Origin of the sequence: Halomonas sp., from assembly GCF_031581305.1 — a bacterium.
In the GTDB taxonomy this organism is placed as follows: Bacteria; Pseudomonadota; Gammaproteobacteria; order Pseudomonadales; family Halomonadaceae; genus Halomonas.
Window position 1 is genome coordinate 8,653 of sequence record NZ_JAVLBC010000025.1, and the last position, 12,759, is coordinate 21,411.

Sequence of the window (12,759 nt, forward strand, 5' to 3'; positions counted from 1 at the left end):
GCCCGGGTGATCTCGCCGCCCTGCTCGAAGCCGATGTCCACGCCGGCGAGATGGCGCACTGGGTCCACACGGTCGGCCCGTTCCACGCGGGAGGCCAGGCGCTTCTGCAGGGCGATGGCCTCGCTCGGGGTGAGGTTCCAGTCGTGCAAGGGGGTAATCGACATCTTGGCTCCCTGATTCGTCGGCCTCGCTCGGGTTAGACTACGGCTTTTGCCGCGTGATGGAACACCGGGGAGCCGATGCTGAGACTGATCCATACCGCCGACTGGCACCTGGGCCAGAGCTTCCATGGCCAGGAGCGCCACGCCGAACACCGCGCCTTCCTCGCCTGGCTGCTCGACATCCTGGTGGAACGCCGCGCCGACGCCCTGCTGGTGGCCGGCGACATCTTCGACGTAGTCAATCCCTCGCTGCAGGCGCAGGCGCTGCTCTATGATTTCATCGTCAGTGCCCACGAGCGGCTGCCCAAGCTCGAGATCGTGCTGATCGCCGGCAACCACGACAGCGGGAACCGCATCGAGCTGCCCGCCCCGCTGATGCGCCGGCTGCGCACCCACGCCCTGGGTCGGGTTCGCTGGTTGGACGACGGCACCCTGGACGCCGAGCACCTGCTGGTGCCGCTGACCGACGAGGACGGCGAGACTCGCGCCTGGTGCCTGGCGCTGCCCTTCCTGCGCCCCGCCGAGGTGACCGGCGCGTCGCTGGCAAGCGAGGCGACGGACGAGGAAGTGCCCAACAACTACGTCAGCGGCATCAGCCGGGTGCACACGCAATTGTTCGAGGCCGCCCGCGAGAGGCGCGAGCCCGGCCAGGCGCTGGTGGCCATGAGCCACGCCCACCTCCACGGCGCGGCGGTCTCCGAGGCCAGCGAGCGGCCCATCGTGATCGGCGGCGAGGAATCGATCTCCGCCGCCCTCTTCTCGCCGGAGATCGCCTATGTGGCGCTGGGCCATCTGCACCGCGCCCAGCAGATCGGCGAGGCACGCATCCGCTACAGCGGCAGCCCCCTGCCACTGGACTTCAGCGAGGTGGCCTACCCCCACCAGGTGGTGGAGGTGACCCTCGACGGCGAGACGCTGGCCACAACCGAGACGATCCCCGTGCCACGCCCAGTGGCCATGCATCGCATCGGTCCCGCTCCCCTCGATGAGGTGCTGGCCGAGCTCGAGGCCCTGGAGGACGACGGGGCGCTGCACCGCGAGCAGTGGCCCTGGCTGGAGGTACGCGTCGAGCTCGACGCCCCGATTCCCGACCTGCGCGCCCGGGTAGAGACGGCCCTAGAGGGCAAGGCGCTGCGCCTGCTGCGCCTCGAGCGTCGCCTGCCGAAGGTAGAAGATGATACCCCCTCGGCCCGCGTCGATCTGGAAACCCTCGGCCCGCGCAAGCTTTTCGAGCTCACCTGGGAAGCGCGCTGGGGCCAGCCACCGGGTGACGACGTGCTCGCCGACTTCGACCGGCTGCGCCAGGACGTACTCGACGCCGACGCCGCCGGGGAGGGTCGCCCATGAGGATCCTCGCCCTGCGCCTGGAGAACCTGGCCTCGCTACCGGGGCCGCTTTCGCTCGACTTTACCGCGGCCCCCCTGCGCGATGCTGGCCTCTTTGCCATCACCGGTCCCACCGGGGCCGGCAAGAGCACCCTGCTCGACGCCCTCTGCCTGGCACTCTATGGCGGCACGCCGCGGCTGCGCCAGGCGCCGGCCCGCGACAGCCAGATCGACGACACCCCGGATTCCACCCTGACCACCAGCGACCCGCGCACTCTGCTGCGCCGCGGCACCGCCGCCGGCTATGCGGAAGTAGACTTCCTGGGCCGCGATGGGCGTCGCTACCGCGCCCGCTGGGCGGTGCGCCGCGCCAGGGAGAAGGTCGGAGGCAAGCTGCAGAAGGCCGAACAGTCGCTGCGCGACCTCGAGGACGACCGCCTGCTCACCACCCAGAAGCGCGAGTTCGACCGCCTGCTACCGGAACGCCTGGGGCTCACCTTCGACCAGTTCACCCGCGCCGTGCTGCTGGCCCAGAGCGAGTTCGCCGCCTTCCTCCAGGCCGACGACAACGAGCGCAGCGACCTGCTCGAGCGCCTCACCGGTACCGCCGAGTACTCGGCGATCTCCATGGCCGCCTACCGCCGCGCCAACGAGGCAAAGAAGGCCGTGGACACCCTGGAAATGAGGCTCGCCGACGATCGGCCCGCCGAGCCCGACGGTCGCGCCGAGCTGGAGCGCGCCGCCAGGGCCACCCGGCAAGCACTCACTGACCTGCAGACGCAGTCGGAGACACTCAAGGCGCAACGCCGCTGGCACGATGACGATACCCGCCTGCACGAGGCCTATCGTCAGGGCCTGGCACAGCAGCGAACGGCCCAGGAGGCGTGGCAAGCGCTCGCTGACTGGCGGGCCGACCGCGCCTGGCGTCGGCTGATCGCCCCGCGGCGCCACGCCTTGCTGCGCCTGGCCGAACTGCCCGACGAGATCGCCGCCCTGGCAGCGAGCCATGCCAAGACCCTCAAGGCGCGTGAGGCCGCCGGCACCGAACAGCAGGCGGCGGAGACCGCCCGGGCGCAGGCCGAGCAGGCCCTGAGCGAGGCCTCTGATGCCCGCCGCCGGGCCGAGCCCGAACTGCGCGAGGCCCGCGACGAGGCCCAGCGCCTCGCCACCCGGGAGAAGCAGCTCGCCGACCTGGAGGCGGCCCGCACCCGCCAGCAGGCAAAGGCCGATACCCTTGCCCGCGAGCAGCACCAGGCCGCGGCGAACCAGCAGGCCCGACAGCGGCAGCGCGACGACTGGCAGGCGACCCTGAAGCGGTTGGTGGGCGCTCACCCTCGCCTCGATGACGCCCGCCAGGCCGCCCAGCAGGAACACGATCAGGCGGCCCAGCGCCACCTGGCCCTGGGCGAACTGGCCAGCCGCTGGCAGGAGCTCGGCCACTCGGAACAGGGCCTCGAGCGGCTGGCCAGGCAGGTCATCGACGACCAGGCCCGCCGGGACAGGCTGCTGGCCGAGGGCAAGCGCGCCCGCCAGCGCCTGGAACGGGCCCAGACCCACCTCGACACGGTGTCCGAACTGATCCAGCGCAGCCGTGCCGTGCGCAGCGAGAGCGTGGAACGGCTGCGCGAGGCCCTGCAGGAAGGGGAGCCCTGCCCGGTGTGCGGAGCACTCGATCATCCCTGGCGCGAGCACCCCCCCGCCACCCCGGAGGCCGCCCAGCTCGCTGCCCAGGAAGCGGAGGAAGCGCGCCAGCTCGACGAGGCCCGCCAGGCCCGCGACACGGCCCAGCAGCAGCGCGATGAGCTGCTGGGCGAGTACCGCGCCGTGGAGGCGGCGCTCACCCGGCACCGGGAAGATCGGGAAACCGCCGAACGGCAGCGCGACGCGGCCCGCCATGCCCTGGAGGCCCACCCCCTGCAGAAGGAGCTCGCCACCGTCAGCGAGTCCGAACGCAACGACTGGCTACAGACGCAGCGCGAGCAAAGCGACACCCACCGCCGGCAGGCGCGGCAGCGTCTGGATGAACTGGCCCGGGCCGAGAGCGAACTGGCCCCGCTGGAACAGTCGCTCCAGGAGGGCCGGGTGGCGCTGGCACGTCTGGAGGCCGAGAAGTCAGGGGTCGATAGGCAGCTGGACGAGCTGGACGAGCAGCTGCCGCCCCTGCGTGAGCAGCGCGATGCGCTCGCCCGAGGTCTCGCCAACCGGCTCGGCGAACACGCCTCACCGGACGCCTGGCAGCAGCAGCTCGATGCACGTCAGGAACATGCCCGCCAGGCGCGAGACGGCGCCCAGGCGCGGCTGCATGATGCCCAGCGTGAGTACCAACGCCTCGCCCAGCAAGCGGAGCACGAGGCCAGGCAACTCGACAAGTTGCGCAAGGAGCAGGAGACCCTGGCCCGCGAGCTTGCAGATTGGCGCCAGGCCTATCCCGAGCTGGACGATGCCACCCTCGCCCGCCTACTGGCCCAGCGCGACGACGAGGCCCGCGAGGAGGAAAAGCGGCTCGAGGCGGCCGACCAGGCCCTGCAACGCGCCGCCGCGACCCTGGCCGAACGGCGAGACGCCCTGTTGCGCCACCGCCGCGACCAGGGCCTGATCGAGGCCGACAGCGACGAGGCGCTGCTGAGTGACACCGTGGCCGACGAGATTCATCGCCGCCGCGAGGCCCTGAGCGAGGCCCAGGCCGAGCTGGCGCCTCACCTGGACGAGGCCCAGCGGGCCCGCGACAGCGCTGCCTTCGCCCTGAGCGATGACGAACGCCGGCGCGAGCGTCGCAAGACCGCCCAGGCCGCGCTGGACGCTGCCCAGGCCGAATACCGCCGCTGGGGCCAGATCAGCGACCTCATCGGCTCCGCCGACGGCAAGATGTTCCGGCGCATCGCCCAGGCCTACAACCTGGATCAGCTCCTCGAGCACGCCAACGCCCACCTGGCCGGCCTAAGCCGCCGCTACCGGCTGGTCCGCGGCGGCAGTCCCCTGGGCCTGTTGGTGGAGGACCACGACATGGGTGACGAACGTCGCTCGGTCCACTCCCTCTCCGGCGGCGAGACCTTCCTGGTCTCGCTGGCGCTCGCCCTGGGGCTGGCCTCCATGACCTCGGGAGAACTCACCATCGAGTCGTTGTTCATCGATGAGGGCTTCGGCAGCCTCGACCCCCAATCCCTGGCACTGGCCATGGAAGCGCTGGATGGTCTTCAGGCGATGGGGCGCCGGGTGGGGGTGATTTCCCACGTGCAGGAGATGCACGAGCGCATCCCGGTGCAGATCCAGGTGGAGCCGCTGGGTAACGGCACCAGCCGAGCGACGTTGGTCAGCGCTTGAGCGATTCCCGGTAAACGTCTGCAAGCGGTGCCAGTGCCATCACCTCTTCCCGTAGGCCCTGCTTCTGCTCCTCCAGGACAGCACGCCAGGCGTCGCATTCGCGCTTGCGCCTGGGGGCGTTGCGAAAGCTAGCGGCAAAGGCCGCGATCCAGGCTTGACGAGAGCACAGGTCCTGAAAGTCACCCAGCAAATCCTGGCGATGCTTCAGCCCCGACAGGAAATCGCGGTGGCGCTTCGGGTCCAGCTCTGCCAGGTAGCGGATACGTTTCACTGCCTTGCGCAGATCGTGGAGCGTCTCGTCATCGCTCTCGGCGGTCAGCGTTGCCAGCATCTGGTCGTGGCGATCGATCCGCTCGGTCAGCACCGTTGCAATACGCTTGGCAGAGAGGGCGGTCAGTGCTTTCTCGACGTGCCGGGAGCCGGTGAAATCTCGCCAGTCCTGCATCTCCTCGGCATAGTCGGGGTCGCTCAGCTGTTGGCACAGCGCAGCATGTTCCTCGTCTCGACGGGTCAGCAGCCAGCGCTCGAGGACCTGACGAGAGCGAGCTATCAGCGGCGGCGGAGCCTCGCTCAGGCTTTCCAGAAAGACATCCAGGTCACGCAGGTCACTGGTGGCCTGGGCGTGGCGCTTGAGGTGCTTCAAGCGCTTCTTCAAGCCGGGCACCTTGATGGCAGACCGCACGGACTCGCCGATCGCACGACTGCGGCGCAGATTGACGCGATACTGGTGCAGGAATTCGGGGTCGATACCGGCCGCTACCCCCGGCTCCAGGGCCCTGACCATCAGATACTGGTGCTCCAGCAGGCCGCGAATGCGCTTGGCCAGGCCGGCCTTGTGCAAGGACGGTATCTCAGGGGCCTTGCGCTTGAAGAGCGCATGACTGGCCAGCTCCGGTATCAGGCTGTTTACGCTCTCGGCGGCATGGTGTTCCAGCGACTGCCAGGGTATATCGGGGATGGAAAGGTGCAGCACGCTGCCGGTGGGGAGCTCGCCGGGGGCGTCGGGGCAGAGCCAACGGGCAACATCCAGCAAGGCCGGGTGGTGGCCGATCATCAGCACCCTCTCGGTGGCTTCGGGCAGCCCCTGCAACCAGGCAAGCAGTGCTTCGCCGTCAACGGTGTAGAGCCCCTCGTCGACATGAACTCGCTCGCTCAGGGAGTGCTCGGTCAGCTGCTCGGCGATCGCCTCCAGCGTTTCTCGCGCGCGCGCCGCACCACTGACGTGAATCTCGCCCTCCAGGGCCTTCCAGCGCTGCAGGACCGGTGCCATGGCGGCCGCCTGACGCCTGCCTCGCTTGCGTAGTGGCCGGTCGTGATCGGCCATCTCCCTGTCTCCCCGTTTCGCCTTGGCGTGGCGCATCAAGAAAAGTTGCCGCATAAGCCTCTCCCGGTCGGGATCCTTGCAGCCATGATAGGCCAATACGCCGCATTACCGCTCATTCGGCACCGCCAACGCTTTACCTTCTTCCAGACAATGCTGCGCGACATTGGCGCTCACTGGTCGGCGTCGGAAGCCCGCTCCACCGGTGGCCTGAAGGCGGGTAACGCCTACTTCGTCGGCACCGCCAATGTCGCCTGCGAGGACGAGCGTGAGCTCGATTTCGCTACTCTGCGTGAGATCGCACAGCGTCACCTGACGACCCATGCCCGTGAAGCCGGCGATGGTTCACGCCAAATGCAGCGTTAAAAACTGAAAACATCTCAAGAAGAGGTAAATTTAACTATCGAGTGGCTGATATCTGGTATACTCCTTGCAAAGGATTCACGAGGGCCTACCCGGCCCGGGTGAACACGGCGCCCTACCCGGGCGCGATGCACAAGGAGATACACGATGTCCCCTGACCCCGTGACGCTGATGGTGGCGCGCCGCGTGGCCCGCGGCCGCTATCGCGACTTCACCGCGTGGCTGGAGGAGGGCCGCGAGCTGGCCAGCGACTTCACCGGCTACCTCGGCTCCGGCGTGCTGGCCCCACCGCCGAGCGACGACGAATACCAGATCATCTTCCGCTTCCGGGACGCCCAGACCCTGGCCAACTGGGAACATTCAGCCTCGCGCCGGGCCTGGCTGGCCCGCGGTGAGGGGCTTTTCGAGGCACCCCACGAGCACCGTGCCACCGGCCTCGACGGCTGGTTCCAGGACGCCACCGGCCAGACACCGCCCCGCTGGAAGCAGGCCATCGCCATCTGGCTGGCCTTCTTCCCGGTATCGCTCCTGTTCCAGGCGCTCTTCGGTGGGTGGCTTGTGGCCCTGCCGCTGGTGCCGAAGGTGCTCATCAGTACCCTGGCGCTGACGCCCCTGATGGTGTTCCTGTTCATCCCGCTCTCCATGCGCCTGCTGGGCTCCTGGCTGCGCGGCGAGGTGTCCTTCATGGAGCGCCTGGGCCACCGCCTGCACCAGCGCGGCGCATGAGGCGACCTCAGCGGCCCAGATGTGCCTCGAACACCTTCATCAGCTCGTGCTTGTCCTCGAAGCCGATCCCCGGGACCTGCGGCAGGGCCACCTCCCCCGCTTGGATGGGGGTGGAGTCGGCAAAGCCGCCGAAGGGGGCGAAGACCCGCGGGTAGGACTCGTTGCCCCCCAGCTTGAGGCCGGCGGCGATATTGAGGGCGAACTGGTGGCCGCCATGGGGAATGCACTGCCGCGATGACCAGCCGTGGGCGCGCAGCACCTCGAGCATCCGCAAGTACTCCACCAGGCCATAGCCAAGCACTGGGTCCATTTGCAGGACGTCGCGATCGGGGCGCATGCCGCCGTAGCGCAGCAGGTTACGCACATCCTGGTGGGAGAAGAGGTTCTCGCCGGTGGCGGTAGGCGGCGCATAGTGCTCGCTCAGCTGCTGCTGGAGGGCGTAGTCCAGGGGATCGCCGGCCTCCTCGTACCAGCGCACGCCATAGGGGGCCAGGCCATCGGAGAAGGCCAGCGCGGTGCGCAGGTCGAAGCGGCCGTTGGCATCCACCGCCAGACGCCCCGCGTCTCCCACGATGTCGATGGCGGCCTCGACCCGCTCGAGATCCTCGGCCAGCAGCACCGCGCCGATCTTCATCTTGGTGCAGGTGTAGCCCAGGTCGAGGTAGTCGCGCATCTCGTCCTGCAGACCCTGGACCTGCTTGCCCGGATAGTAGTAGCCGCCCGCCGCATAGACGGCGACACGCTCGTCGGGCCGGCCGTCACCGTGGCGCTCGGCCAGCAACTGGGCCAGGGGCACGTTCTCGACCTTGGCGACGATGTCCCAGATCGCCATGTCGATAATGCCCACCGCCACGCTGCGCTCACCATGGCCCCCGGGCTTCTCGTTGGCCATCAATACCGACCACACCTTGAAGGGATCCAGGTTGTGGCCGCTGTCATCGAGCAGCGCGACCGGCTCGGCGTCGCGCAGGCGCGGCAGGAAGCGCTCGCGCAGCAGCCCGCTCTGGGCATAGCGACCGTTGGAATTGAAGCCATAGCCGACCACCTGACGACCCTCCACCCACGCATCGGTGTAGATGGCCAGGATGGAAACGTCCATGGTGGCGAACGAGATGTAGGCGTTGGCGATGTCGGAGGCGATCGACACGCGGGCCTCGCGAATATCGGTGATTCTCATGAATGACTCCTAGAACAGCAAGCCCGTCGGCAGGCGCACGTTGAGTACTTCCTTGAAGGTCAGGTAGAAGACGATGACCAGCCCCAGGATCACCGGCGTCCACTTCAACAGGCGTTGCCAGGTCACCCGCGTCTCGACCCGGGCCAGGTACCAGGTGAGGGAAAAGAAGGCGACCAGCGTAGTCACCAGGAACCCCAGCACCTCGACCAGCCCCCACCAGAGGAAGAACCCGGCGATCACGGTGAACAGCCGCCTGGGGCTGCCGGTGATCTCGACCTGACGACCACTGGGACGAATGACGCCCTTGACGATCAGAGCGACCGCAATCAGGCACAGGAGCACCAGGATGGCCCGCGGGAAGATGATGCTCAGCCGCCCCATCTCCTCACGTGGCAGCCAGAGCACGGCGGCGAACACCAGACCGACGGTGCCCGCGGCGATATCGGTGTTGAGGCGCAGGATCATGGCGACCTCCCGTCATCCTCGTCGACCCTGTCCAGCAGCCCCTTGCGCGCCAGCCACATGGGCACCAGCGTGGTCGCGGCCCCCAGTACCACCATGCCAGCGAGCACCATGGAGAGTGGGTTGTGCAGCAACCTCAACCAGGGGATGGGATCGACGACCGCCGCCATCAGAGTCTGCACATAGCCCTCCTCGGCGATCCCGCCGAGGATCAGACCAAGGACGATGGGCGCGGGCTGGATGCCGATCAAACGCAGGAAGTAGCCGGCGGTGCCCAGGATCAGCATGATGCCGACATCCAGCAGGCTATTACGCAGGGCAAAGGTCCCCAGGATGGTCACCATGGCGATGCTCGGCACCAGGAAATAATAGGGCGTTCGAATCACCACGCGGTGGATCAGCCGTCCGCCGAGCAGCCCGACCGGCAGCAGTAGCAGGGCCGCCATCCCCATGGAGAGGATGAAACCGTTGGTCAGCACCCCGGACTCGGTGAACAGGTCGAGCCCCGGGCGCAGGCCGTGCATCAACAGCACGCCGAGGATGATGGCATCCGGCGGCGCCCCCGGGATGCCCAGGGTCAGCAGCGGCACCATGCTGCCCGCCACCATCACGTTGTTGCTCGACTCCGAGGCCACCACGCCATCGACGTTGCCCTTGCCGAAACTCTTGGGGTCACTGGAGAAGCGCCGCGCCTCGTTGTAGGCCACCAGGCTGGTGACGTTACCGCCCGCACCGGGGATGATGGCGATGATCTGGCCGATCAAACAGGAGCGGATCAGGTTGACCGGCTTGATGAAGATATGGCGGGCGATACTGATGATGGAGACTTCTTTCTTGCGCAGCTCCGTCTGTCCAGGGAGCGCCCCCCGGCCCTCGGCGGCCATGGTCAGCAGTTCAGGGATCACGAACAGGCCGATCAGTGCCACGATCAGTTCAATGCCCCCCTGCAGCGGCGGATAGTCGAAGATGAAGCGGGTCTCGCCCCCCACGGGCGAGACGCCGATGGTGCTGAGCATGATCCCGATGCAGCCGCCCAGTAGCCCCTTGAGCAAGGAGTCGCTGGAGAGGCTCGCGACCAGGGTCAGCCCCAGCATCGCTACCCAGAACATCTCCGATGGCCCGAAGGCCACGGCCCATCGCGCCAGCGGGGGCGCCAGGACCAGCAGAAAGATGACGCCAATGATCCCCCCGGCGACCGAGGCAATGGTCGCGGCGGCGATGGCTTCATAAGCCCGGCCCTGTCGAGCCATGGGATAGCCGTCGAAGGTGGTGGCGATCGATGAGGGCGTGCCGGGCGTGTTGATCAGGATGGCCGTGAAGGCACCGCCATAGATGGAACCCATGTAGACCCCGCCCAGGGCCATCAAGCCCTGCAGGGCTTCCATCGAGAAGGTGAAGGGCAGGAGTACCGCCAGCGCCATGGTGGCCGTGAGCCCCGGCATCGAACCGATGAAGAGGCCCGCCGAAACGCCCACCAGGACGGTGAGGACGCTCTCGAAGGTCAACAGGGAGGCCAGGGCCTCGAGGAGCATATCCATGCATCACCCCACCTGAGGCCATGCGCGCATGGCCCCGCAGTGTCAGGAAAGAAAGGGGGGGCCTAGCGGCCCCCGCGGCAGGAGGAAGGGTTACTCGGCATCCTCGAGGATCGGGCCATAGGCATCGCGAAGCATGCCGATCACTTCGTCGATCTCGTCACCGGTGATGGATTCCATCACGAAGCCCAGCGGCTCCTGCTTCTCGGCGATCTGACGGTTGGCCTCGGCGAAAGCCGCCTCGAGGGTCTCGACCACCTCGTCCGGGGTCCCCTCGGGAACCGCCACGCCGCGATAGGCACCGCCGACGATGTCATAGCCCTGTTCCTTGAAGGTGGGCGCCTCGGGCAGAGCCTTGACGCGCTCCTCGGAGGCCACGGCCAGCACCTTGACGCTGTCGGCCATCTCGGTGCCGAGCATGGTGTAGTTGAAGATGCCGCCGACATGGCCACCCTCCAGCGCCCCCTTGAGCGGTCCGGTGCCGGAGAAGGGAATGTAGGTCAGATCGATGTCGGCTTCCTTCTCGAAGCGCAGCATGTCCAGGTGGTTGGCACTGTAGGTACCGCTGCCACCCAGGGTGATCGCCTCGGGGTTCTCCCTGGCATCCTCGATGAGGTCCTCGAGGGTGTCGTAGGGACTGTCGTTGTGCACGATCAGGGCATTGGGCGTGGAGTGGAAGAAGGTGACGATCCGCCAGTCGTCGGTCTCGTAACCCGCGTTGCTGCGCTGGATCGGCTGGCCGATGATATGCGGGATGTTGACGCCGATGATCTCGTAGCCATCCGGCTCGGCGCTGTTCTGGAATTCGCTCCAGGCCACGGCCCCACCGCCGCCAGGCCGATGGGTGACATTCACCGAGACGCCCAGTTCCTCTTCCAGGACCGGCTCCTGGAAGCGTGCCGTGACGTCCGATTCTCCACCCGGATCGAAGGGGATGATGTAGGTGATGTCCTCTTCCGGATACTCGGCATGGGCGGCCCCGGCCAGCCCCACGGCGGCGACGGCCGTCATGGCCAGCGCGAGCTTCTTGTACGTGAACTTCATGGCTTGCTCCAGACGTTGTTGTGTCGTAATCGTCTCGTGGCAACCGAGTCCTCTCGTTGTCGGTGTTGTCCCACCCGGCTACCGGGCCTCAACGCCTCGACCCTCGCCGCTGAAGCCCTGATCTGAAGCTAGCCGAGTTGTAAAAGTTGTCAAGTTACTCACCCCTCGAAGACCCGCCGCCGCGAATTGCGCAGATGGCGCTGCATGCAGCGGCCGGCCCGTTCGTCATCGCCGGCCAGGATGCTGTCGTGGATGTCGCGATGCTCCTGCTGGACCTCCGGGACATGATGCTCCGGGCGCCTCAGGCCCAGCCCCCGTGCCAGTTTCTGGCCATAGGTGATCGCTGCCTCGAGCGAGAGCAGGGTGTCGGAAAAGAAGCGGTTGTGGGTGGCCTTGGCGATGGCGAGGTGGAAGCCGAAGTCGGCATCCACCCCCAGGGCGTTGTTGCGGATGCGCTGTTCGAGCAGCGATAGCGCCTGGGTGAGCGCCGCGCGGTCCTCGCGCGTGGCCTTGAGCGCCGCCAGGCGCGCGGCCTCGGGCTCGACGGCGATCCGGAACTCGAAGCAGCGCTGGATGTCCGCCAGGCTCTCCAGCGGGGCAAACTCGAGCATGGCGCGATCGGGGCGACGCTGGACAAAGCTGCCGGAGCCGCGATGCGAGCGGACCAGGCCATCGTCCCGCAGTCGGGCCAAGGCCTCACGCACGATCGGGCGGGACACGCCGTAGCAGCTCGCCAGCTGCTCTTCCGAGGGCAGACGCTCGCCCTCCACAAAATCGCGGTTGATGATGCGATCAATGATGTCGCCATAGACCCGATCGCTGAGCTTCTCTCCCTTGCGGCATGACTCACCGTCTGGCGAGTCGTCGGAGGCGCGTTTTTCCACCCGTGAATCCATGGTCGTCTCCTGCGGCTTTCCCACAGCATAAGCCACCCATCGCCCGGAGAGGAGCGGTCCAGCCGCCCGATCAGGCGTGTTAGGCTTGGCCGACACGACTACCCGGGAGCCTGATCATGACCGCCGCCGAGATACTCGACCGCCTGGTAGGCTTCGCCACCGTCTCGCGGGATTCCAACCTGGCCTTGATCGAATGGGTCGAGGGCTGGCTAGACAACCATGGCGTGGCGCATTGGCGGGTGGAGAGCGACGACGGCCGCAAGGCCAATCTCCTGGCGCGCATCGGCCCCGCCGTTGCCGGCGGCGTGGTGCTCTCCGGCCATACCGACGTGGTACCGGTGGATGGCCAGCCCTGGTCCACCGACCCCTTCACCCTGGTCGACAAGGGCGATGGCCGGCTCTATGGCCGCGGCACCTGCGACATGAAG

11 protein-coding genes are annotated in these 12,759 nt (G+C 67.6%); 5 read left to right on the top strand and 6 right to left on the bottom strand.

Features of this window, described 5'->3' with window-relative positions; all coding sequences use genetic code 11:
* Positions 1-239 precede the first annotated feature (239 nt).
* Both RI841_RS03905 and RI841_RS03910 read left to right on the top strand, forming a co-directional pair.
* Positions 240-1,508, top strand: coding sequence for an exonuclease SbcCD subunit D C-terminal domain-containing protein (locus tag RI841_RS03905; protein ID WP_310704269.1), 1,269 nt, complete (start codon positions 240-242; stop codon positions 1,506-1,508).
* Positions 1,505-4,807, top strand: coding sequence for an AAA family ATPase (locus tag RI841_RS03910; RefSeq protein WP_310704270.1), 3,303 nt, complete (start codon positions 1,505-1,507; stop codon positions 4,805-4,807). The genes RI841_RS03905 and RI841_RS03910 overlap by 4 nt, the downstream gene beginning before the upstream one ends.
* Here the strand turns inward: RI841_RS03910 and RI841_RS03915 are convergent.
* Positions 4,797-6,185, bottom strand: a complete 1,389-nt coding sequence (locus RI841_RS03915; protein ID WP_310704271.1) for a CHAD domain-containing protein — start codon at positions 6,183-6,185, stop codon at positions 4,797-4,799. The genes RI841_RS03910 and RI841_RS03915 overlap by 11 nt on opposite strands.
* 30 nt (positions 6,186-6,215) lie before the next feature.
* Between RI841_RS03915 and RI841_RS03920 the strand changes: the two genes are divergently transcribed.
* Positions 6,216-6,494, top strand: coding sequence for a hypothetical protein (locus RI841_RS03920; RefSeq protein WP_310704272.1), 279 nt, complete (start codon positions 6,216-6,218; stop codon positions 6,492-6,494).
* A gap of 144 nt (positions 6,495-6,638) precedes the next feature.
* Entirely contained in the window at positions 6,639-7,217 is a 579-nt protein-coding gene (locus tag RI841_RS03925; protein WP_310704273.1) for an antibiotic biosynthesis monooxygenase, read from the top strand.
* 7 nt (positions 7,218-7,224) lie between these two features.
* Here RI841_RS03925 and RI841_RS03930 read toward each other — a convergent pair whose 3' ends face one another.
* The 5 genes from RI841_RS03930 to RI841_RS03950 all read right to left on the bottom strand — a co-directional run bounded on the left by RI841_RS03930 (position 7,225) and on the right by RI841_RS03950 (position 12,331).
* Entirely contained in the window at positions 7,225-8,394 is a 1,170-nt protein-coding gene (locus RI841_RS03930; RefSeq protein WP_310704274.1) for a mandelate racemase/muconate lactonizing enzyme family protein, read from the bottom strand.
* A gap of 9 nt (positions 8,395-8,403) precedes the next feature.
* Positions 8,404-8,859 carry a tripartite tricarboxylate transporter TctB family protein gene (locus RI841_RS03935; protein WP_310704275.1) on the bottom strand — a complete coding sequence of 152 codons (456 nt, stop codon included), beginning with the start codon at positions 8,857-8,859 and terminating at the stop codon, positions 8,404-8,406.
* Positions 8,856-10,394, bottom strand: coding sequence for a tripartite tricarboxylate transporter permease (locus RI841_RS03940; protein WP_310704276.1), 1,539 nt, complete (start codon positions 10,392-10,394; stop codon positions 8,856-8,858). Before RI841_RS03940 ends, RI841_RS03935 begins: the two co-directional genes overlap by 4 nt.
* 90 nt (positions 10,395-10,484) lie before the next feature.
* Positions 10,485-11,435, bottom strand: coding sequence for a tripartite tricarboxylate transporter substrate binding protein (locus RI841_RS03945; RefSeq protein WP_310704277.1), 951 nt, complete (start codon positions 11,433-11,435; stop codon positions 10,485-10,487).
* Positions 11,436-11,593: 158 nt separating this feature from the next.
* Entirely contained in the window at positions 11,594-12,331 is a 738-nt protein-coding gene (locus RI841_RS03950) for a FadR/GntR family transcriptional regulator (protein ID WP_310704278.1), read from the bottom strand.
* A 116-nt stretch (positions 12,332-12,447) separates the two neighbouring features.
* Between RI841_RS03950 and RI841_RS03955 the strand changes: the two genes are divergently transcribed.
* Positions 12,448-12,759 (top strand): M20/M25/M40 family metallo-hydrolase (locus RI841_RS03955; protein WP_310704279.1); only part of this gene is annotated, 312 nt, incomplete at its 3' end.

Coding starts and splice junctions, on each gene's coding strand:
- RI841_RS03905 (WP_310704269.1), top strand. CDS start 240: ATGCTGAGACTGATCCATACCGCCGACTGGCACCTGGGCCAGAGCTTC.
- RI841_RS03910 (WP_310704270.1), top strand. CDS start 1,505: ATGAGGATCCTCGCCCTGCGCCTGGAGAACCTGGCCTCGCTACCGGGG.
- RI841_RS03915 (WP_310704271.1), bottom strand. CDS start 6,185: ATGCGGCAACTTTTCTTGATGCGCCACGCCAAGGCGAAACGGGGAGAC.
- RI841_RS03920 (WP_310704272.1), top strand. CDS start 6,216: ATGATAGGCCAATACGCCGCATTACCGCTCATTCGGCACCGCCAACGC.
- RI841_RS03925 (WP_310704273.1), top strand. CDS start 6,639: ATGTCCCCTGACCCCGTGACGCTGATGGTGGCGCGCCGCGTGGCCCGC.
- RI841_RS03930 (WP_310704274.1), bottom strand. CDS start 8,394: ATGAGAATCACCGATATTCGCGAGGCCCGCGTGTCGATCGCCTCCGAC.
- RI841_RS03935 (WP_310704275.1), bottom strand. CDS start 8,859: ATGATCCTGCGCCTCAACACCGATATCGCCGCGGGCACCGTCGGTCTG.
- RI841_RS03940 (WP_310704276.1), bottom strand. CDS start 10,394: ATGGATATGCTCCTCGAGGCCCTGGCCTCCCTGTTGACCTTCGAGAGC.
- RI841_RS03945 (WP_310704277.1), bottom strand. CDS start 11,435: ATGAAGTTCACGTACAAGAAGCTCGCGCTGGCCATGACGGCCGTCGCC.
- RI841_RS03950 (WP_310704278.1), bottom strand. CDS start 12,331: ATGGATTCACGGGTGGAAAAACGCGCCTCCGACGACTCGCCAGACGGT.